Origin of the sequence: Sulfuriferula sp. GW1 (genome assembly GCF_047300855.1) — a bacterium.
Lineage (GTDB): Bacteria > Pseudomonadota > Gammaproteobacteria > Burkholderiales > Sulfuriferulaceae > Sulfuriferula.
In genome coordinates, this window is sequence record NZ_CP170197.1 from 2,423,110 (window position 1) to 2,441,364 (window position 18,255).

23 protein-coding genes are annotated in these 18,255 nt (G+C 59.8%); 6 read left to right on the forward strand and 17 right to left on the reverse strand.

All coding sequences use genetic code 11. The features are described from left to right. Position 1 precedes the first annotated feature (1 nt). The 17 genes from nifA to ACFDAU_RS11950 all read right to left on the reverse strand — a co-directional run bounded on the left by nifA (position 2) and on the right by ACFDAU_RS11950 (position 15,029). Positions 2 to 1,651, reverse strand: coding sequence for a nif-specific transcriptional activator NifA (gene nifA, locus ACFDAU_RS11870; RefSeq protein WP_413437115.1), 1,650 nt, complete (start codon positions 1,649 to 1,651; stop codon positions 2 to 4). 227 nt (positions 1,652 to 1,878) lie between these two features. Continuing rightward, positions 1,879 to 2,349 carry a hypothetical protein gene (locus ACFDAU_RS11875; protein ID WP_413437116.1) on the reverse strand — a complete coding sequence of 157 codons (471 nt, stop codon included), beginning with the start codon at positions 2,347 to 2,349 and terminating at the stop codon, positions 1,879 to 1,881. Then, positions 2,343 to 2,591, reverse strand: a complete 249-nt coding sequence (locus ACFDAU_RS11880; protein ID WP_413437117.1) for a (2Fe-2S) ferredoxin domain-containing protein — start codon at positions 2,589 to 2,591, stop codon at positions 2,343 to 2,345. Before ACFDAU_RS11880 ends, ACFDAU_RS11875 begins: the two co-directional genes overlap by 7 nt. A 200-nt stretch (positions 2,592 to 2,791) precedes the next feature. Further along, the gene (locus tag ACFDAU_RS11885; RefSeq protein WP_413437118.1) at positions 2,792 to 3,085 is read right to left on the reverse strand and encodes a ferredoxin family protein; all 294 of its coding nucleotides are present in this window, start codon (positions 3,083 to 3,085) and stop codon (positions 2,792 to 2,794) included. Next, the gene (locus ACFDAU_RS11890) at positions 3,082 to 4,380 is read right to left on the reverse strand and encodes an FAD-dependent monooxygenase (RefSeq protein WP_413437119.1); all 1,299 of its coding nucleotides are present in this window, start codon (positions 4,378 to 4,380) and stop codon (positions 3,082 to 3,084) included. Before ACFDAU_RS11890 ends, ACFDAU_RS11885 begins: the two co-directional genes overlap by 4 nt. A gap of 25 nt (positions 4,381 to 4,405) precedes the next feature. After that, positions 4,406 to 5,497: an electron transfer flavoprotein subunit alpha/FixB family protein gene (locus ACFDAU_RS11895; RefSeq protein ID WP_413437120.1), complete on the reverse strand. Its 1,092-nt coding sequence runs from the start codon at positions 5,495 to 5,497 to the stop codon at positions 4,406 to 4,408. Between the two features lie 176 nt (positions 5,498 to 5,673). Continuing rightward, a complete protein-coding gene (locus ACFDAU_RS11900) occupies positions 5,674 to 6,519 on the reverse strand; it encodes an electron transfer flavoprotein subunit beta/FixA family protein (protein ID WP_413437121.1) in 846 nt (281 codons plus the stop codon). A gap of 180 nt (positions 6,520 to 6,699) precedes the next feature. Beyond that, the gene (gene nifW / locus ACFDAU_RS11905; protein ID WP_413437122.1) at positions 6,700 to 7,032 is read right to left on the reverse strand and encodes a nitrogenase-stabilizing/protective protein NifW; all 333 of its coding nucleotides are present in this window, start codon (positions 7,030 to 7,032) and stop codon (positions 6,700 to 6,702) included. Positions 7,033 to 7,057: 25 nt separating this feature from the next. Next, a complete protein-coding gene (gene cysE / locus ACFDAU_RS11910) occupies positions 7,058 to 7,798 on the reverse strand; it encodes a serine O-acetyltransferase (protein WP_413439543.1) in 741 nt (246 codons plus the stop codon). A 75-nt stretch (positions 7,799 to 7,873) separates the two neighbouring features. Further along, the gene (gene nifV, locus ACFDAU_RS11915; protein ID WP_413437123.1) at positions 7,874 to 9,016 is read right to left on the reverse strand and encodes a homocitrate synthase; all 1,143 of its coding nucleotides are present in this window, start codon (positions 9,014 to 9,016) and stop codon (positions 7,874 to 7,876) included. A gap of 155 nt (positions 9,017 to 9,171) precedes the next feature. Further along, positions 9,172 to 10,287 carry an alanine dehydrogenase gene (gene ald / locus ACFDAU_RS11920; RefSeq protein WP_413437124.1) on the reverse strand — a complete coding sequence of 372 codons (1,116 nt, stop codon included), beginning with the start codon at positions 10,285 to 10,287 and terminating at the stop codon, positions 9,172 to 9,174. Between the two features lie 125 nt (positions 10,288 to 10,412). Continuing rightward, positions 10,413 to 10,751, reverse strand: coding sequence for an ISC system 2Fe-2S type ferredoxin (gene fdx, locus ACFDAU_RS11925; protein WP_413437125.1), 339 nt, complete (start codon positions 10,749 to 10,751; stop codon positions 10,413 to 10,415). Positions 10,752 to 10,755: 4 nt separating this feature from the next. Next, positions 10,756 to 12,627: a Fe-S protein assembly chaperone HscA gene (hscA, locus tag ACFDAU_RS11930; protein WP_413437126.1), complete on the reverse strand. Its 1,872-nt coding sequence runs from the start codon at positions 12,625 to 12,627 to the stop codon at positions 10,756 to 10,758. A 10-nt stretch (positions 12,628 to 12,637) separates the two neighbouring features. Then, positions 12,638 to 12,961, reverse strand: coding sequence for an iron-sulfur cluster assembly protein IscA (gene iscA, locus ACFDAU_RS11935; protein WP_124704000.1), 324 nt, complete (start codon positions 12,959 to 12,961; stop codon positions 12,638 to 12,640). An 11-nt stretch (positions 12,962 to 12,972) separates the two neighbouring features. Continuing rightward, a complete protein-coding gene (gene erpA, locus ACFDAU_RS11940) occupies positions 12,973 to 13,344 on the reverse strand; it encodes an iron-sulfur cluster insertion protein ErpA (protein WP_133372248.1) in 372 nt (123 codons plus the stop codon). 26 nt (positions 13,345 to 13,370) lie between these two features. Beyond that, complete coding sequence (gene iscU / locus ACFDAU_RS11945) at positions 13,371 to 13,793, reverse strand: Fe-S cluster assembly scaffold IscU (protein ID WP_124703999.1); 423 nt, start codon at positions 13,791 to 13,793, stop codon at positions 13,371 to 13,373. Between the two features lie 24 nt (positions 13,794 to 13,817). Then, complete coding sequence (locus ACFDAU_RS11950; protein WP_413437127.1) at positions 13,818 to 15,029, reverse strand: IscS subfamily cysteine desulfurase; 1,212 nt, start codon at positions 15,027 to 15,029, stop codon at positions 13,818 to 13,820. 487 nt (positions 15,030 to 15,516) lie between these two features. Between ACFDAU_RS11950 and ACFDAU_RS11955 the strand changes: the two genes are divergently transcribed. The 6 genes from ACFDAU_RS11955 to ACFDAU_RS11980 all read left to right on the forward strand — a co-directional run bounded on the left by ACFDAU_RS11955 (position 15,517) and on the right by ACFDAU_RS11980 (position 18,232). Then, the gene (locus ACFDAU_RS11955) at positions 15,517 to 16,107 is read left to right on the forward strand and encodes a hypothetical protein (RefSeq protein ID WP_413437128.1); all 591 of its coding nucleotides are present in this window, start codon (positions 15,517 to 15,519) and stop codon (positions 16,105 to 16,107) included. A 90-nt stretch (positions 16,108 to 16,197) separates the two neighbouring features. Then, entirely contained in the window at positions 16,198 to 16,599 is a 402-nt protein-coding gene (locus ACFDAU_RS11960; RefSeq protein WP_413437129.1) for a group II truncated hemoglobin, read from the forward strand. A gap of 68 nt (positions 16,600 to 16,667) precedes the next feature. Further along, positions 16,668 to 17,063, forward strand: a complete 396-nt coding sequence (locus ACFDAU_RS11965; protein WP_413437130.1) for a Rieske (2Fe-2S) protein — start codon at positions 16,668 to 16,670, stop codon at positions 17,061 to 17,063. 62 nt (positions 17,064 to 17,125) lie between these two features. Continuing rightward, entirely contained in the window at positions 17,126 to 17,452 is a 327-nt protein-coding gene (locus ACFDAU_RS11970; RefSeq protein ID WP_413437131.1) for a Rieske 2Fe-2S domain-containing protein, read from the forward strand. Between the two features lie 119 nt (positions 17,453 to 17,571). Beyond that, positions 17,572 to 17,904: a DUF6516 family protein gene (locus tag ACFDAU_RS11975; RefSeq protein ID WP_413437132.1), complete on the forward strand. Its 333-nt coding sequence runs from the start codon at positions 17,572 to 17,574 to the stop codon at positions 17,902 to 17,904. Then, positions 17,885 to 18,232 (forward strand): DNA-binding protein, encoded by a 348-nt coding sequence (locus tag ACFDAU_RS11980; protein WP_413437133.1) that lies wholly within the window; start codon positions 17,885 to 17,887, stop codon positions 18,230 to 18,232. Before ACFDAU_RS11975 ends, ACFDAU_RS11980 begins: the two co-directional genes overlap by 20 nt. Positions 18,233 to 18,255: the final 23 nt, after the last annotated feature.

Below are 18,255 nucleotides of genomic sequence, written 5' to 3' on the forward strand. Positions count from 1 at the left end.
CTTAAAGACGTTTGACTTCGATGTTGTATCTCGACAGCGCATAACCGATCTGGCGCGGCGTCAGATTCAGCAGACGCGCGGCTTTCGCCTGCACCCACCCACACTGTTCCATGGCCCATACCAGACGCTCGCGCTCGGTCATGCAGGCAGGATCCTCCCCGGCAGCCGCCTCGCTGAAACTGCTGCCGGAAACTTCCGGCATACTCGCGCCGGAAGACGCGGACACAATCGGGGCAGACACAACCGGAATCGGAACCGGAATCGCCAGCTGGGCCTGGCCGTAGTGCTGCAACACTTGCGAGAAGCACTTGTTCTGCTGACAGGGCATATCCAGCTCCTGGATCGTATTTTTCCGTGTCATCGTCGCGGTGCGCTCAACGCAATTCTCCAGCTCGCGCACATTGCCGGGCCAGTTGCACTTGAGCATCACCGCCAGCGCTGCCGGTGAAATGGAAAGCTTGCGTCCGTTGTCCTTGTTGAACTTGTCCAGGAAATGCTCGATGAGCGGCGGAATATCTTCGCGGCGCTCGCGCAGGGGGGGAAGAAAAATGCTGACCACGTTGACGCGGTAGTAAAGGTCGGCGCGGAATGCGCCCTTGGCCACATCCTCTTCCATATTGCGGTTGGTGGCCGCGATCAGGCGCACGTCCACCTTGATCGACTTGTTTCCGCCCACACGCTCGAATTCCCGCTCCTGCAGCACGCGCAGCAACTTGGTTTGAAACAACGGCGAGATCTCTCCGATCTCATCCAGAAACAGTGTGCCGCCCTGAGCCATTTCAAAGCGGCCTTTGCGTTCCTGGGTCGCTCCGGTGAACGAGCCCTTTTCGTGCCCGAACAATTCGGACTCGAGCAGCGTTTCGGACAGCGCGGCACAGTTCACCTTGATGAACGGGGCGAGCTTGCGCGGACTCAGATAGTGAATCGAGCGCGCGATGACTTCCTTGCCGGTACCGCTTTCGCCGCGCAACAGCACGGTCGACCTGCCTGGCGCGGCCTGGTGCACTTCGGCGAACACATCCTGCATGCGCTTGCTGTGGCCGATGACGTTGTCCAGACTGTACCTGCCCTGTAATTCTTTCTGCAAGCGATACTGGCGCTGCATCAACTCCTCGCGCTCGGCTGCCACGTTGTTGTGCAAGCGGGTGGTCTGGCCGATAAGATTCGCCACCATGGCCAGAAAGCGTACATCGGCCTCGAAATTACCCGGCTCGTCGTCCATTTCGCGGTCGACACTCAGTACGCCAACGGTTTCCCGTCCGACCTTGATCGGCACGCCGATGAAGGCAACGACGCGCCCTTCCGCCATGCTGCGCGACTCGGTTCGATTCAGGAAAAGCGGCTCCTTTGCCACATTCGGCACCACCATGGGCACGCCGGTTGCCAGAATTTTTCCGGTGATACCCTCGCCCCTGCGGAAGCGGCCACGCCGGGCCGCCTCGGCTGACATGCCGGTTGCCTCAACAACGTGCAACTCGCCGGACGGCTGCACCAAACTGACCATGCCCCGCCGCATCCTGAGATGCGAGGAAAGCATGCCAAGCACTTCCCGCGCCGTCTTGTTCAGGTCTAGGGATGAGCTCAGTATCTTGCTGATTTCATAGATAGTAGTGAGCTCGATGCCCGCCTGATGCCCTGTTAACGCGCCCATATCTTTAACCTCATTGAACCCTTCGCTAACTTGCAAGTACGAAAGCAGATCCAACCATAATATTTAGCCAAGCAAGTACCAAGCCATACTGCAGAAAGGCGCCACACCCACCGGATTTTCTGGCGCATTCTGGCTTCAATTACGCTCACTGGAGCAGCGCTGAACATTTTCTCCCCATTCTGAAATCAGGCCATCGGCCGCATGCATGGCGCACGAATGGCCGGTGATCAGTTCGCCGCCAAATCCCGAATCACCGATCCCCCCACCGTGTCGAGCGGGTCCAGTTCCTGCAACTTGGCAAGAAGGGCGTGACTGTCTTCGCTTTGCCCCAGCCGCAGGCGAATAAAAGCGAGCGCCTTGAGGGTAAAGAGATAGAAGTGCTGCGGCGCGTCAACGCGGCGCCAGTCGGCTGAATGCGCATCGAGCTGGGTCCAGTCCGGGCTGAATCCGCCTTGGCGCGCGGCTATTTCGAGCCCTTGCAAGGCGGCTTCCTCTGCCTGCGGCAACATGCGTTTGTAGAAGTAGAACTTGTACAGGGAAAAGTACACCGGCAGGCACTCGGGCGCGAGCGCCTGCGCGCTGCACAGCAGGGATTCCGCACGCTCGGTGTTGTGGTAGGACTCCACCGCCTGTGCCAGCCAAGCGGCCACGCCGGGCGGCAGCGCGCCCTCGGCGATGCCGGGGATGGCGTTCACCATATCTCCTGGGGCAACTGCAAGCGCGCCACCGGCTTGTCGCCGAGCAGGTGTTCATCGACGATGGCTGCGACATCGTCCTTGGTGACTTTGGCGTACATGACGCCCTCGGGATAAACCAGCACATGCGGGCCGTTGCAGGGGCCGAGGCAACCGGTGTTGCTGAGGGCGAAGCGGCCGTTCAGATTACGCTGCTGGAAGGCGTAGGCAAATTCCTCCCAGACTTCGGTCGCACCGCTCTGCATGCAGGAGCCTCGGGGGTGGCCGGGGCCGCGATTCTGGAGGCAAACGAAGACATGTTTTTCGGGTTTAGGCATGGAGTTTCCTTGGTTGATAGCGTGTAGTGTTTAGCGAATAGCGTGTAGTTTTTAGTTAGTGGGTCGCGAACAGCTCGGGCTATTCGCTAACCTCTAACCACTATCAACTAAACGCTATCACTTCGAATTCATCCAAACTTGAACAGGACACCGTAGCCGCCACGCGGATATTCCCAGGCGACGTTGCGATAAGTCGAGCAGATGATGCGGCAGGTGCCGCATTCCAGGCAGCCGTCGGTAATCAGCACCACCTGGCCGTTGCCTTCTGCTGTGTAGCAACCCGCCGGGCAACAGACCGTGCATTCCTGCGTCTTGCACTCGGTCTTGCAGGTGGCCGAGTCGATGATGTTGATATGCGGCCGCCCGGCATCGACGCGGTAGCGGTTCTGGAACAGTTTCTCTTCGACTTTTACGGGAATCATTCGAATGCCCTCCACATCTTGTACGCATCGCCCATCAATCCGAACAGCGAACGCCGCTGTTTGAAACTCTTGCGGATTTCGCGCTCCTTGGTTTTCTTGTCCACGCCGTCCACGGTGAGCATGGTGTGGGCAGCGCGGTTGACCAGCTCCGGATAGGTGGTGAAGAACTGGTTGTTCTTGTGGAAAATCCCCGGCATGTTTTTGTACTTCTTCATATCCTTCATGACGAAGCTGTCTTCCAGCCGCCCCTGGTAGAAGGCAAGGTTGGCTGCGGTCATCGGCAGTTGCTTTTGCTTCAGGTCGATCACCGTCTCGGCGGCGTAGCGGCCGGTGGTCATGGCCAGGTTGGAGCCTTCGCGATGCACCGCGTTGACGAACATGCCGGCATCGCCCACGATCATCCAGCCTTCGCCGTAGAGCTGGGGCATGGCCTTGTAGCCGCCTTCCGGGATCAGGTGCGCGGTGTATTCCTTCATTTCGCCGCCGGCGAGCAGCGGCTTGATCGCAGGGTGCGCCTTCATCTGTTCCAGCAGCATGTAGGGCGTGATTTTCTGCTGCTTGAAGTCGGACAGCATGCAGCCGACGCCGATGGTGAGCGAATCCTTGTTGGTGTAGAGAAAGCCGGTACCCATCATGCCCTGGGTGATCTTGCCCGCCATCTCGATCACCACCCCTTCGCTATCGCCGATGTTGAAGCGGCTCTGGATAATTTCTTCCGGCAGGAAATGGATTTCCTTCACCGCCAGCGCCACGTCCTTGGGTTCGAGTTCGGCATGAAATCCGGCCTTCTTCGCCAGCAGCGAATTCACACCGTCGGCGAGAATCACCACATCGGCGTAGATTGCACCGCCTTCGCGGTCGGTCTGCACGCCGATCACCCGGTTGCGATCCATGAGCAGGTTGGTGACGGTGGTTTCGCACACCAGCAGTGCGCCGGCTTCCTGCACGCGTTTCGAGAACCACTTGTCGAACTGGGCGCGGATGATGGTGTAGCGGTTGTAGGGTTCCTGGTTGAACTCGGCGGAACGGTAGGTGGTACCGACGTAGGATGCGTCGTCCAGCACCCACATCTGCTGCTCGATGAGATGGCGCTCCAGCGGCGCATCATCGCGGAAATCCGGGATGATTTCCTCGAGCGCCTTCGAATACAGGATGGCGCCCTGCACGTTCTTGGAGCCGGGATACTCGCCACGTTCGATCTGCAGCACTTTCAATCCGGCCTTGGCCATGGTGTAGGCAGCAGCGTTGCCGGAAGGCCCCGCGCCGATAACGATGGCATCGAATTTTTCATCCATGTTTCTTCTCCTGTGCCGGGCGCGCCTAGACGGCCACTTTCAAGGTTGCAAGCTGTTGCCGGAACGCGTCGGTGAGCGCCGGTAATATCGTCATCGCGTTGCCGACGATGCCGTAGGTGGCGAAATCGAAAATCGGCGCATTGGGGTCGCTGTTGATGGCGATGATCACGTCCGATGCATCCATGCCCACCCGATGCTGGATGGCACCGGAAATGCCGACGGCGACGTAGAGCTTGGGACGCACGGTCTTGCCGGACTGGCCGACCTGGCGGTCGAGTTCCACCCAGCCTGCCTGCACCACCGGACGCGTCGCGCCGACTTCCGCACCCAGCACCTTGGCCAGGTCCCAGATCAGCTGGAAGTTTTCCGGCCGCTTCATGCCGCGTCCGCCGGACACGATGATGTCGGCGAACGGCAGTTGCGGTTTGCCCTGCAGGTTGTCCGGAATGTATTCGAGCACCTTGGTGATGATGTCGGTTTCAATCATGCCAAGCGGATGTTCGATGATGCTGCCGCTGCGTGTTTCATCCTTTTTCGGCATGCTCATCACGCGTGGCCGTACCGTGGCCATCTGTGGCCGATAGTTGAGGGTGACGATGGTACACAGCAGGCTGCCGCCAAAGGTCGGGCGGGTGGCAGCCAGGCTGCGATTTTCCATGTCGATGTTGAGTTCGGTGCAGTCGGCGGTGAGACCGGTCTGCAAGGTGGTGGCGACGCTGCCGGCGAGGTCGCGGCCGAGCGTGGTGGCGCCGAGCAGCAGGATTTCCGGCTGATAGGCGTTGACCAGATCGGTCAGCCCCTTGGTGAAGGGCTGGTTGCGATAGTCGGCCATTAACGGGTCTTCCATCAGATAGCACAGGTCGGCGCCGTAATGGAACGCGTCCTCGCAGAAGCGCCGCGTCTGGATGCCGGGCGCGCCCATCACCACGCCGGCCAGCGGCACGCCGAGTTTGTCGGCAAGTTTGCGGCCCTCCCCCATCAGCTCCCATGACACAGGATGGGCGACGCCGCGCTCGTGCTCGACGAACACCCACACGCCCTTATAGGATTCCAGGCGCGGATCCAGTTCGAATTTGCGCCGACCGGCGGGTTTCTTCTGTTCGGTAGCTTCGCTCATGTCGCGATCCTCATTTCATGATTACTTTTGAAAAAGGTTTTGCCACAGAGGACACAGAGTTCACAGAGAAAACCCCCTGGATAAATTGGCGGACTGCACGCTTCAACAGAATAAAGTTCTCTGTGTTGCTCTGTGATCTCTGTGGCAAAGATTTGCATTTGTATTTTCGCTTTCGCTCAGGCGTTGGCCTTGGCAATTTCTTCGGGCAGATTCGGATACTTGGTGAACATCTTGGTCAGCAGCGTGATGGCCAGATCCTTCGGCTCCTTGCTCTCGCAGTCGATGATTTCCGCGCGCTGCGATTTGGGCTGCGGTGCGAACACCTTGCTGACGATGGTGGGCGATCCCTTGAGGCCGATCCTGGATACATCCTCGATACCGGCGGCGTCCTTGTCCCATTGCTTGACGGGATAACGCGCGGCGCGAAACATGTTGGGCATGGTCGCAAAGCGCATTTCGTTGGTGCCTTCGAGCATGGTGATGAGGCAGGGCAACCTGGTTTGCAGCACCTGCACGCCCCCTTCCGCGCGGCGATGCAGGGTGATTTCGCGCTTGTCCAGATCGAGATCGACGATGCTGGAGACGTAGGTCAGCAGCTGCAGATCCAGACGCTTGGCGATACCTGGGCCGACCTGCGCGGTGTCGCCGTCGATGGTCTGCTTGCCCGCGAAGACGATGTCCACCGGCATGTCTTCCTGAATTTTCCTGATCGCGGAAGCCAGCGCGAAACTCGTGGCCAGCGTGTCGGAGCCGGCGAAGGCGCGATCGGTCACCAGGATCGCATCGTCGGCGCCGAAGGAGATGGCCTTGCGTAGCGCGGCTTCCGCCTGTGGCGGCCCCATGCACAGCACGGTGACGCGGCCGCCGTATTCGTCCTTCAGGCGCAGCGCTGCTTCCAGCGAGAACAGATCGTATGGATTGACGATGGCCGGCACGCCCTGGCGCATGATGGTATTGGTCACCGGGTGCACGCGAATCTGCGCGCTGTCCGGAACCTGCTTGATGCAAACGACGATATGCATGGTGGTGGTTTCCTTGAATCCTAAAAAAACCTTTTTGCCACAGAGAACACAGAGATCACAGAGAAAAACATCTGGTTAAATAGGCTTGTTGCTTCAGCGGATAGTCTAGGCGACATCCTACAAACGGTTTTCTCTGTGTACTCTGTGATCTCTGTGGCAAGCATTTATATAACCTTCAAATCAGTGATGCGACGACAGCGAAGTGCGCAAGCTGTCGAGGGATACGTGCTGTTTGCCGTCCGTATCCTGAAATACCTTGAACACCTTTTCCTGCGCCGCCGTTGAGTTCACAAAGTCACTGTATGCTTTGCCCAGCATCTCCTGGCACACGCTGCGCAGCGTGTCGTCGCCCATCTCCGCCGTGCCCGGCGTCGCCCGCAAATACTGGTTAAACCGCTTCAGGATGTGCAGCCGGTTCACGTGGACGACGGACTGTTCGTAGGGAACCTGGAAATAGTCCAGGAACTCTTCCGCCGAAGAGAAGGTGCTCATGTGTTTGAGTAAGTCGCTCATGATTTTTTCCGATGCTCGTTTAACTTCAGTGGGTAGTCCGCTTCAGGTTCACGGCGACGTGAGCCGGATCGCAGGTTTCGGTGCAGATGATGCAGTCGCTGGTCGCCGGTAGTTCTTGCGCCTCGGCGGAAACGCCCAGGTGTTTTTCCAGGTAGGCGATGCGGTCGAGCAGGCAGGAAATCGCCTTGCCCACCGGGTCGGGCATCAGGTGGTGGTCGAGGTCGATGCCCTGCTGGGTGATGCGGCGCTGGCTCGCCGGCAGCACCACGCGTCCGGGGATGCCGACCACCGTCATGCTGTCCGGCACGTCTTGAATCACCACCGAATTCGCGCCGACGCGCGCACCGCTTCCCACTGTGATCGGGCCGAGTATCTTCGCGCCTGCGCCCACCACCACGCCGTCGCACAGAGTGGGATGGCGCTTGCCGGGATTCCAGGAGACGCCGCCGAGGGTGACGCCGTGGTAGAGCGTGACATCGTTGCCGACCTCCGCGGTCTCGCCGATGACGACCCCGCAGCCGTGGTCGATGAAAAAGCGGCGGCCGATGGTGGCGCCGGGATGGATGTCGATCTGGGTGAACATGCGCGCGAAGAAGCTCATGAAGCGCGCGGCATAGCGCCAGCGCCGTCCCCACAAAACGTGACTGAGGCGATGCCAGATCAGGGCATGGATGCCGGGGTAAGTGGTGATGACTTCCCAGGTGGTACGCGCGGCCGGGTCACGTTGAAACACGCAGGCTATGTCTTCGCGCAGCAAGGCGAACAATCCGGGAGCGGTTTGCGGAACCGGGGCGGCCAGGGTATGTGGGTCGAACATCGCGTTCATCTTGCTTCCTTCCGCTCAGGACTGAACCGATGCGCACGGCATCGCTTCCAGGTAGAAACGTTTCAGGTCGGCGGCGTTCGGTATTCGCTTGGTGACGACAGCGTGTTCACGAATGCGCGCGAGCATATCCTTGGCTTCGAATTCCGTCAGCGTAATGCCGATAGCGGCGTAGGCATGCATCACCGCGCTGGTGCCTGAATGTTTGCCGAGCACCAGCTTGTGGCTGCGCCCGACAGTTTCGGGTGCCAGGCCCTGGTAGTTGAGCGGGTTCTTGAGCAGGCCGTCCACGTGGATGCCTGACTCATGCGTGAACACTGCATCGCCGACGATGCTTTTGTTCACCGGAATCGGGCGACCCGAAGCAATCGACACCAGGCGTGAGATTTCCGGGAAGTGACAGCTGTCGATGCCGGTTCCGATGTTGTAGAGGTGGTGCATCGCGGTGACGGTCTCCTCCAGCGCGGCATTGCCGGCACGCTCGCCCAAGCCGTTGACTGTGGTGTTGATGTGGCTCGCACCCGCCAGCACGGCGGCCAGCGTATTCGCCGTGGCCATGCCCAGATCGTTGTGGGCGTGCATTTCGAGTTCGAGATCGGTCGCCTCGCGCAGTTGCCTGATGCGGTTGTAGGTGATGAACGGATCCAGCAGTCCGAGCGTGTCGGCGAAGCGGAAGCGCTGTGCGCCGGCAGCCTGTGCCGTATCGATCACGCGCAGCAGAAAATCCGGATCTGCGCGTGAGGCGTCTTCACCGCCGACACTGACGTCCATGCCCAACTCCTGGGCGTGCTTGACGAAATAGCTGATGGTGTCCAGCACCCATTCCCGATCACGTCCCAGCTTGTGGCGGATTTGAATATCGGAAACAGGAATCGACAGATTGACGAGATGTACGCCACAGCTGGCGGCGGCGGTAAGGTCAGGTTCGCACATGCGGCCCCAGACCATCAGTCTCGACGGCAGCCCCAGGCTGGCAATGGCAAGAATATTCTCGCATTCTTCAGGCCCCATGACCGGGATACCTACTTCCATTTCCGCCACACCGGCGGCGGCCAGCGCGCGTGCGATGGCGATGCGTTCTTCGGCGCTGAAGGTCACGCCAGCGGTCTGCTCGCCATCGCGCAGGGTCGTGTCGTTGACGACTACAGAAGGTTGGGTCATGTTCGCTCCGAAGAAGTTGCTTTCATCCGGAATCAGCAAAGGACGTGCCAGATTAAATAGTTACATATAATCAGCAAATTGGATGTTCATGCGGGCGATTGACGGGGAGGTAAAACGACATTTGTCGGGGATTGTAGGGATTGCGACACGATGGCCTAAGCCGCCAGTTCAGTCATGGCAAAAGCTTCGAAGGCGTAACCGAGGTCGGCAGCGACAGCGCGATGCGTGACCTGGCCGCGAAATACATTGAGGCCCTCCATCAGCCCGGGATTGTCCAGCAGCGCCCGCGCACAGCCTTTGTCGGCGAGTTCCAGCGCGAGCGGCAGCGTGGCCTGGGTCAGCGCCAGAGTGGAGGTGCGCGCGGTGGCACCCGGCATGTTGGTGACGCAGTAATGCACCACGCCGTGTTCGACATAGATGGGGTCGGAGTGCGTGGTTGGACGCGAGGTCTCGGCGCAGCCGCCCTGGTCGATGGCAATATCCACGAAGGCCGAGCCCGGCTTCATCGCCTTGATCATGTCGCGTGTCAGCAAGCGCGGCGCGCGCTGGCCGGGGATCAGCACGGCGCCGATGACCAGATCCGCCTCGCGCGTCAGTTCGGCGATGGCGGCGGGTTCGGAAAAACGCGTTTTCACGCGCATGCCGAACACGTCGTCCAGGTAGCGCAGACGCGCCAGGTTGATGTCGAGCACCGTGACCTCCGCGCCGAGACCGAGCGCCATCTTCGCTGCATTGATGCCGGATGCGCCGCCGCCGAGGATGACCACCTTGCCCGGCGCTACGCCCGGTACCCCGCCGAGCAGCACGCCGCTGCCGCCGTGGGCGATCTGCAATGCCGTCGCGCCGGTCTGCACCGCGAGGCGCCCCGCCACCTCCGACATGGGGATCAGCAGCGGAAGATTGCCCTGGGCGTCGGTCACGGTTTCGTAGGCGATGCCGATCACTTTGCGCTCCAGCAGGCCGCGCGTCAGTTCCGGCTCGGGCGCGAGATGCAGATAGCAGAACAGCACCTGTCCTTCGCGTAGCAACGCTACTTCGGAAGGCTGCGGCTCCTTGACCTTGATGACCATGTCGCAGCCGTACACTTCGCTACGCCCCGTGATCATCGCACCGGCCGCCTCGTACAAGGCATCGCTGAAGCCGATGCGTGCGCCGGCCAGGGTTTCCACCAGCACTTCGTGGCCGCGGGCCTTGAGTGCGCTCACGCCGGACGGGGTAACGCCCACGCGGTATTCGTGGTCCTTGATTTCCTTCGGGATGCCGATACGCATGGAGTTCTCCTTTCAGGGCGATTTGCCACAGAGGCCACAAAGAAAAAAACAGCAGGTGCGACGCGCTTTCCCGGATTGTTTCTCTGTGGCCTCTGTGTTCTCTGTGGCGAAAATGGTCTTTTGGATTAATGACCTTCCTTGACCATGTTGATCGAGTACTTGGGAATCTCGATCACCAGGTCGGCGCCGTCAACGAGAGTCTGGCAGGCGAGGCGCGATTCCGGTTCCAGACCCCATGCCTTGTCGAGCAGGTCGTCTTCTTTCTCGGTGCCGGGATCCAGGGAGGCGAATCCTTCGCGCACGATGACGTGGCAGGTAGTGCAGGCGCAGGATTGTTCGCAAGCGTGGTCGAGATCAATGCCGGCGGCGAGCAAGCTGTCGCAAATGCTGCTGCCGCTCTCGGCGTCTATCGCAGCACCGTCCGGACACAGGATTTCATGCGGCAGTACAATGATTTGCGGCATGGTTTTATACCTCGATTGCATCCAGCCGCTGACCTGTAAGGGCGCGCTGTATGCTTGCGTCCATGCGGCGGGCGGCGAATTGGGCGGTGGCCCGGTTAAGCGAGTCGGCTGCACGTTTGATGGCGACGTGATCGTGGCCGGTCAGCAGGACACGCAGCGTCTCCATGGCACGGTCGATGCTGGCACGCTCCGTGTCGGACAGCAGTTGCCTGCCGTCCTGATCCACTGCCGCCTGCGTGGCCTCCAACAGGCGCAGGCCGTCCACGCGCTGCTCGCGCAGGTTGCGTGCGTCCATATCGTTTTTGGCATGAGTGAAGGAATCCTGCAGCATGCGCGCGATTTCGTCGTCGCCCAGCCCATAGGAGGGCTTGACCTCGATGGTGGCCTGCACGCCGCTGGTCTGCTCATGGGCGGATACCGACAACAGACCATCGGCGTCGACCTGAAAAGCGACACGGATGCGCGCCGCGCCCGCCACCATGGGCGGAATGCCACGCAGTTCGAAGCGCGCGAGGGAACGGCAGTCGCTGACCAGTTCGCGTTCGCCCTGCACCACGTGGACGCTGATGGCGGTCTGGCCGTCCTTGAAAGTGGTGAACTCCTGGGCGCGGGCAACCGGGATGGTGGCATTGCGCGGAATGACTTTTTCCACCAGCCCGCCCATGGTTTCGAGTCCCAGCGACAGCGGGATCACGTCCAGCAGCAGCCAGTCGTCCGCCTTGCGGTTGCCCACCAGCAGATTGGCCTGCATCGCGGCGCCCAGCGCCACGACCTTGTCCGGGTCGAGATTGGTCAGCGGTTCGCGCTTGAAGTAATCAGCCACTGCGGTGCGCACGTGACGCATGCGGGTGGAGCCGCCGACCAGCACCACGCCATCGATGTCATCCATGCCAAGGCCAGCATCGCGCAGCGCTTTGCGGGTGGGATTGATTGTTTTGGCGACCAGGCTGGCGGTAAGCGCGAAGAAGGTTTCGGCGCTCAGGCTCAGGTCGAGTTCCATGCCGGATGAGAGCGAGGCACAAATGCGCGCCTCGTCATGCTCGGTGAGGGTTTCCTTGGCTTTGCGCGCCAGGCTCAACAACAGGCGGGCATCCGTGACCGTGACGTCTGCGATTGCGCCTTGCTCGACGATCCAGCGATAAATGCATTCGTCGAAATCGTCGCCACCCAGTGCGGAATCGCCGTTGGTGGCGACCACCTCGAAGATGCCCTGGCTGAGACGCAGGATGGAAATATCAAAGGTGCCGCCGCCCAGATCGTAGATGCAGAATGTGCCTTGCGATGCATTGTCCAGGCCATAGGCGATTGCGGCTGCGGTCGGCTCGTTCAGCAGGCGCAGCACGTTGAGGCCGGCCAGGCGCGCGGCATCCTTGGTTGCCTGGCGCTGGGCGTCGTCGAAGTAAGCCGGTACGGTGATGACCGCACCCGTGAGCTCGCCGCCAAGGCTGGATTCAGCGCGGCTACGCAGCACTTTGAGAATTTCAGCCGAAATTTCCACCGGGCTTTTCACCCCGGCGCGCGTCTCGATGCGCACCATGCCGGGGCTGTCGACGAAGCGGTAAGGCGTGGTGGACGCGCCGGGCACATCCTTGAGTCCGCGCCCCATGAAGCGTTTGACCGAGGCGATGGTGTTATGGGGATCGTCGGTTTGGTGCAATTGCGCCTCCAGACCGACTTCCGGGATGACATCCTGTTGTACATAACGCACTACCGACGGCAGCAGGGTGCACCCAGTTTCATCTTCCAGCACCGACGCCGATCCGCTGCGCACCGTGGCTACCAGGGAATTGGTGGTGCCCAGATCGATGCCGATAGCCAGCCGATGCTGGTGGGGATCCGCACATAAACCCGGTTCTGCGATATTGAGGAGGGCCATGTTGTTCTCGCTATACGTTGAAGCTTTCGCCGCAGCCGCAGGAATTCTTCACGTTGGGGTTGTTGAATTGGAAGCCTTCGTTCAAGCCTTCACGCACAAAATCCAGTTCGGTGCCATCAAGGAAAGTCAGGCTCTTGGGGTCAATCAGCACACTGACGCCGAAGGACTCAAAAACGATATCCTCGGGCAGGGTTTCGTCCACGAACTCAAGCGTGTAAGCCATGCCGGAGCAGCCGCTGGTGCGCACACCCAGGCGCAGACCGACCCCCTTGCCGCGCTGGTCGAGAAATTTCCGCACCCGGTTGGCGGCACGTTCTGAAAGCGTAATAGCCATGCCCTGTCCCCTTACACCGAAAACGAACTGCCGCAGCCGCAGGTCGACGCGGCGTTCGGGTTGTTGATCACGAAGCGCGCGCCTTCGAGGCTTTCCTGGTAGTCGATTACAGCACCCATCAGGTACTGGAAGCTCATCGGATCGATCAGCAGTGAAACGCCGCATTTCTCCATCACGGTATCGTCTTCGGCACTGTTCTCGTCAAAGCTGAAACCGTACTGAAAGCCGGAACAGCCGCCACCGGTAACGGAGACGCGCAATTTGAGCGCGGTATTGCCTTCATCGGCGATGATTTCCTTGACCTTGTTTGCCGCCGCTTCGGTAAAAACGATGGGGCTGGGGACAGGCATTTCTACAACAGGGCTGAGGGTCTGTGTTTCCATTTTTTGCTCTCCTGTGAGTGCGGCATTTATGCGGCAGTCGGGTTGCAGGCGGCGTAGCCTGCGTCGACGACTTCGTGTTTGTTGCGATAGTCGGCAACTGCGGCCTTGATTGCGTCCTCGGCCAGAATCGAACAGTGGATCTTGACCGGCGGCAGCGCCAGTTCTTCGGCGATGGCGGTGTTCTTGATTTCCAGCGCCTGATCGAGAGTCTTGCCCTTGACCCATTCGGTCACCAGCGAGCTGGAGGCGATGGCGGAGCCGCAACCGTAAGTCTTGAAGCGAGCTTCCTCGATGATGCCGTCGGCGTTCACCTTGATCTGCAGCTTCATCACGTCGCCGCAGGCCGGGGCGCCGACCATGCCGGTGCCCACTGAAGCGTCACCCGCTTCGAGCGCTCCGACATTGCGGGGATTTTCATAGTGATCCAGTACCTTGTCGCTGTAAGACATGTGACTCTCCTTGGTGTGCAGTACTTAGTGTGCAGCCCATTGCACGCTATTCAGGTCTACGCCGGCGCGGTGCATGTCCCACAACGGCGACAGATCGCGCAGCTTGCCGACGTGCTTGTGCAGCAGTTGCACGGCATAGTCGACTTCTTGCTCGGTAGTGAAACGGCCGATGGAGAAGCGGATCGAGCTGTGTGCCAGCTCATCGTTGCGCCCCAGCGCCTTCAATACGTAGGACGGTTCCAGGCTGGCCGAAGTGCAGGCCGAGCCGCTGGATACCGCAAGATCCTTGATCGCCATCATCAGCGATTCGCCCTCGACGAAATTGAAACTCGCGTTCAGGTTGTGCGGCACGCGCCGCAGCATGTCGCCGTTGAGGTGCACTTCGTCCAGCGTGCTGATGCCGGCCCACAGCTTGTCGCGCAGATAGCGGATACGCTCGTTCTCGGTGGCCATTTCCTCGGATGCGATGCGGAACGCCGCGCCCATGCCGACGATCTGGTGGGTGGCCAGCGTGCCGGAGCGCATGCCGCGTTCGTGGCCGCCGCCGTGCATTTGCGCTTCCAGACGCACGCGCGGCTTGCGCCGCACGTACAAGGCGCCGATGCCTTTCGGCCCGTAGGTCTTGTGGGCGGAAAAGGACATCAGATCGACCTTCATTCGGGCGAGGTCGATCGGTGCCTTGCCGGTGGATTGCGCTGCGTCCACATGGAACAGCACGCCCTTGCCACGGCAGAGTTCACCGATGGTCTCGATGTCCTGGATCACGCCGATCTCGTTGTTCACGTGCATGACCGAGGCGAGAATCGTATCGGGGCGGATCGCGGCCCGGAATTTTTCCAGATCGAGCAGGCCGTCCGGCTCGGGATCGAGATAGGTGACTTCGAAACCCTGGCGTTCCAGTTCGCGCATCGGGTCGAGCACCGCCTTGTGCTCGGTGCGCACGGTGATCAGGTGTTTGCCCTTGCCCTTGTAAAACTGCGCTGCGCCCTTGATGGCGAGGTTGTCCGACTCGGTTGCACCCGAAGTCCAGACGATTTCCTTGGGATCGCAGTTCACCAGCCCCGCGACTTCTTCGCGCGCCCGTTCCACGGCTTTATCCGCATCCCAGCCAAAGGCATGCGATCGCGAGGCGGGGTTGCCGAATTGTTCTGTCAGAAACGGAATCATCTGTTCCGCCACGCGCGGGTCGATTGGCGTGGTCGCGGAGTAGTCGAGATAGATGGGCACCTTGGGCATGAACGTCTCGCTCTGGTTAGCTTGCGTTTAGGGGGCGGCATATTTCTCCGCCGGTCATGCCCGACTAAAAGCAACTCATGTGCCATGTCTTATAAATAACTATAACTTATTGAATATAAGATGATTAATTGACATATTGAGGGGCACATTCCTGTGTAAGCTTTGTATGTTTTGCGACAATGGCGCTTGTGTTTTCCCGGTTGTGTGTCGCTTTCCAGCGCGCGGCTCAGTCCATGGAAATATTCCAGCCCCCTGCCCTCACAAAGACCGACGACGAACCGGGCGCGATGTGCTTCGATGCCGCGGGCTTTGCTGGATAGGCACCAATAAAACCTGCCTTTTGTAGCATTCCCGACACTGGATGTGCGGCGTGTATTTCAATTATTTATATTTACAATCAATTGTTTGTGTTTATTTTCAGTGCTGGCATTGCTCTTGCTGTAGCAAGCTTGATCGAAATCCCTTCAACTTGAGCAAAGAGCACGCCATGACCACGCTAGACCAGACCGCCTTCAAACAACTCGATGCAGAAAAGCGCTTGCAGAATCCGGTATTCAAAGCCGCCACCGGCGAGGCCGGACGCTTCGGATTCCGTGGCGAAATCGCCATCAAGTTCGCGCCGCAGTTTGCCGACGAAGCACGTCCGCCGGAACTGACGGCCGATCAGGTCATCGCCGTGGCGCAGGAAGGCAAGGCGGGGCTCGACTTCATGGCGGCCTATCTGCTTTCCTTTGAATCCCTGAAACCGCTGGCGGAGGCGATGGGCCCCACCTTGACTGCGGACGGCAAGTATTTTCTGTTCTGCGACAACATCGACCTCTCCAAGCGCTATCAGGTTGCTTACAACGGTGCGACGTTTTATGTGCTGCCCATCTCTGAGGCAACGGTCTACAACGAGATGCTGGATCTGCTGTATCTGGAGCGCATCGATCTCAAGCGCCTGGATACGGCAGGAAAGGTGAACCGGATCGCCGACACCGCGCTGAAGTTTTCCGCCACCTTCCCCGCCATAAGCTACGAAGAAGGACTGCGCGTCATGGGGCCAGTGCGCAACCCCAACGAAGGTCGGCCGGTTTAACTCCGGCACCGCAGCAGGGTTTGTTACAGGTGACATTGGTGGCAAACCTTGCAGCATGAAACCACTCCGCAATCCAGGATGCCCGCCATCATGAATGCTGCGATCGTCAACGCGAATCCCCATTACGCTCGTCTTGGCGGGGCGGAAGCCGTGCGCGGACTGGTCGACCGGTTCTATGACCTGATGGACGAGGATCCGGATTATTACGGCATCCGCAAATTGCATCCGCAGGATCTGGGCGAATCCCGCAACAAGCTTTACTGGTTTCTCAGCGAATGGACGGGCGGTCCCGCGCTGTTCGCCGAGCACATCGGCCAACCCTTTTTACGCCGCCGCCATGCGCACTTTGCCATCGGCGTGAGCGAGCGGGATCAATGGATGGCGTGCATGGTGCGCGCCATGCACGATGTCGGGCTTGCGCCAGACCTGCGCACGGAACTGCAGCAGGCCTTGTTCAAGACCGCCGATTTCATGCGCAACCAGCCCGAATAGCGCGCCCCCCGCGTCAGCGATGATCCCGAGCCGCCGCCCCACCCCTCACCCGAAACAGGAGCGTCAATATGAATGAGCTATTTGCAATTTGCCGCACGAACCAGATAGACGGAGACCAGCCCAGCGGATTCTGGCTGGCGGTGCGCACCGAGACCGGCGAAACGAAACCCTGGCCCATCGTGATCGGGCGCAAGGGGAACCGTTTCTTCGGCTACGAAAACGTCTGCCCCCACACCGGCAGCCGGCTGGATACCGAGCATGGACAGTTCCTGGATGAGGACGGCAACTTCCTGACCTGCGGCAAACATCGCGCGCAGTTCGATCTGGATAACGGCAACTGCTTCATCGGGCCGTGCAAGGGACAGCAGCTGACCCCCGTCACCCTGGTGATCGACGACGGCGATGTCTGTGTCACCGGTGTGGAATTAGCTGAAGAAGATGGTCTTGATCGTGGTGATGGATGAATTGCCCGGCGTCATGATCAAGTCAGCCTGGATTCGCATAAACGCTTGGGAAGGGAATCGCTATGTTCGCAAAAGCATGTGAAGAAAACGAATTGAGAAAAGGCAAATACGAAGTAGCGGCGGTCAATCGTACGCTGGTCCTGATCGTATGGCCGCAGGATGGCCAGCCACGTGCCTTCCAGGGAATGTGTCCGCATTCCAACGAGCCGTTGGCCGACGCGCGCTTCAATGGCAAGGTGTTGACCTGTACCCACCACGACTGGGGATTCGATGGTGAATCGGGCGCTTGCGTCAAAGGCAAGCCGTGTTCCCTCGCCGAATATCCGCTGAAGATCGAGAACGGAGAAGTGCTGGTCGATACCGCCGACATCACTCCTTGCCGCCTCTGATACGCCCCGAGCGGCAAAAAACGCCCGCGCCGCGGCGCGGTCATTGCATGCTTCCGGTTCATCTCACCGTGGAGAAAGCCGGCGGATTGGGAATTGACCACCCATAGACGTTGGAGAAATTGACAACACCCACGCCTGTTGGTATTGTCTCCAACATGAAAGCCGTTCAGCTCGTTCGCACCCGCATCACCTACTCCGAGATTGCTTTCGCCGAATTGATGCTGTGGCGGCTTGCGAAGCCGGTTGCCGGTTCCGCTCACGCATTCAAGTACAGACTGGCTTATGTGGTGCGTGGGGTAAGCGTGCTGCGATACGACAACGAAGCAGGAAAAGGTGATCACCGGCATTTCGGTAATGATGAACGCGCTTACGTCTTCACGACGCCCGAACAACTGATCGCCGACTTTCAGCACGATATTGAGAGGTGGAACCATGAAAACCGTAACGCTTGATGTGCGATCCCCCGCCGATTCGATGGCGGATTTCGTGCATGCCTGGCAGACAGGCAAACCGCAAAAAACCGCGCGCATCAGCTTTGCATCCCCCGAATTGCTTTGGCAAGTGCTGACCGCCAAACGGTGGGAGTTACTCAAGGCACTTTGCGGTGCCGGGCCGGTGTCCATCCGCGAAGCAGCCCGACGCGTCGAGCGCGACGTCAAGGCGGTGCATGGAGATGTAACGGCGCTGCTGAACGCTGGCCTGCTCGACCGCATAGATGACGGCCGCATCGTCTTTCCGTTCGATGCAGTCAAGGTTGAATTTTTGTTGCAGGCTGCCTAGCCCTGCTTAGGCAATGCGAGGCT

Excerpts from the sequence above, each read along its gene's own strand:
- nifA (WP_413437115.1), bottom strand. The coding sequence starts at position 1,651 with ATGGGCGCGTTAACAGGGCATCAGGCGGGCATCGAGCTCACTACTATC.
- ACFDAU_RS11875 (WP_413437116.1), bottom strand. The coding sequence starts at position 2,349 with ATGGTGAACGCCATCCCCGGCATCGCCGAGGGCGCGCTGCCGCCCGGC.
- ACFDAU_RS11880 (WP_413437117.1), bottom strand. The coding sequence starts at position 2,591 with ATGCAGAGCGGTGCGACCGAAGTCTGGGAGGAATTTGCCTACGCCTTC.
- ACFDAU_RS11885 (WP_413437118.1), bottom strand. The coding sequence starts at position 3,085 with ATGATTCCCGTAAAAGTCGAAGAGAAACTGTTCCAGAACCGCTACCGC.
- ACFDAU_RS11890 (WP_413437119.1), bottom strand. The coding sequence starts at position 4,380 with ATGGATGAAAAATTCGATGCCATCGTTATCGGCGCGGGGCCTTCCGGC.
- ACFDAU_RS11895 (WP_413437120.1), bottom strand. The coding sequence starts at position 5,497 with ATGAGCGAAGCTACCGAACAGAAGAAACCCGCCGGTCGGCGCAAATTC.
- ACFDAU_RS11900 (WP_413437121.1), bottom strand. The coding sequence starts at position 6,519 with ATGCATATCGTCGTTTGCATCAAGCAGGTTCCGGACAGCGCGCAGATT.
- nifW (WP_413437122.1), bottom strand. The coding sequence starts at position 7,032 with ATGAGCGACTTACTCAAACACATGAGCACCTTCTCTTCGGCGGAAGAG.
- nifV (WP_413437123.1), bottom strand. The coding sequence starts at position 9,016 with ATGACCCAACCTTCTGTAGTCGTCAACGACACGACCCTGCGCGATGGC.
- ald (WP_413437124.1), bottom strand. The coding sequence starts at position 10,287 with ATGCGTATCGGCATCCCGAAGGAAATCAAGGACCACGAATACCGCGTG.
- fdx (WP_413437125.1), bottom strand. The coding sequence starts at position 10,751 with ATGCCGCAAATCATTGTACTGCCGCATGAAATCCTGTGTCCGGACGGT.
- hscA (WP_413437126.1), bottom strand. The coding sequence starts at position 12,627 with ATGGCCCTCCTCAATATCGCAGAACCGGGTTTATGTGCGGATCCCCAC.
- iscA (WP_124704000.1), bottom strand. The coding sequence starts at position 12,961 with ATGGCTATTACGCTTTCAGAACGTGCCGCCAACCGGGTGCGGAAATTT.
- erpA (WP_133372248.1), bottom strand. The coding sequence starts at position 13,344 with ATGGAAACACAGACCCTCAGCCCTGTTGTAGAAATGCCTGTCCCCAGC.
- iscU (WP_124703999.1), bottom strand. The coding sequence starts at position 13,793 with ATGTCTTACAGCGACAAGGTACTGGATCACTATGAAAATCCCCGCAAT.
- ACFDAU_RS11950 (WP_413437127.1), bottom strand. The coding sequence starts at position 15,029 with ATGCCCAAGGTGCCCATCTATCTCGACTACTCCGCGACCACGCCAATC.
- ACFDAU_RS11955 (WP_413437128.1), top strand. The coding sequence starts at position 15,517 with ATGACCACGCTAGACCAGACCGCCTTCAAACAACTCGATGCAGAAAAG.
- ACFDAU_RS11960 (WP_413437129.1), top strand. The coding sequence starts at position 16,198 with ATGAATGCTGCGATCGTCAACGCGAATCCCCATTACGCTCGTCTTGGC.
- ACFDAU_RS11965 (WP_413437130.1), top strand. The coding sequence starts at position 16,668 with ATGAATGAGCTATTTGCAATTTGCCGCACGAACCAGATAGACGGAGAC.
- ACFDAU_RS11970 (WP_413437131.1), top strand. The coding sequence starts at position 17,126 with ATGTTCGCAAAAGCATGTGAAGAAAACGAATTGAGAAAAGGCAAATAC.
- ACFDAU_RS11980 (WP_413437133.1), top strand. The coding sequence starts at position 17,885 with ATGAAAACCGTAACGCTTGATGTGCGATCCCCCGCCGATTCGATGGCG.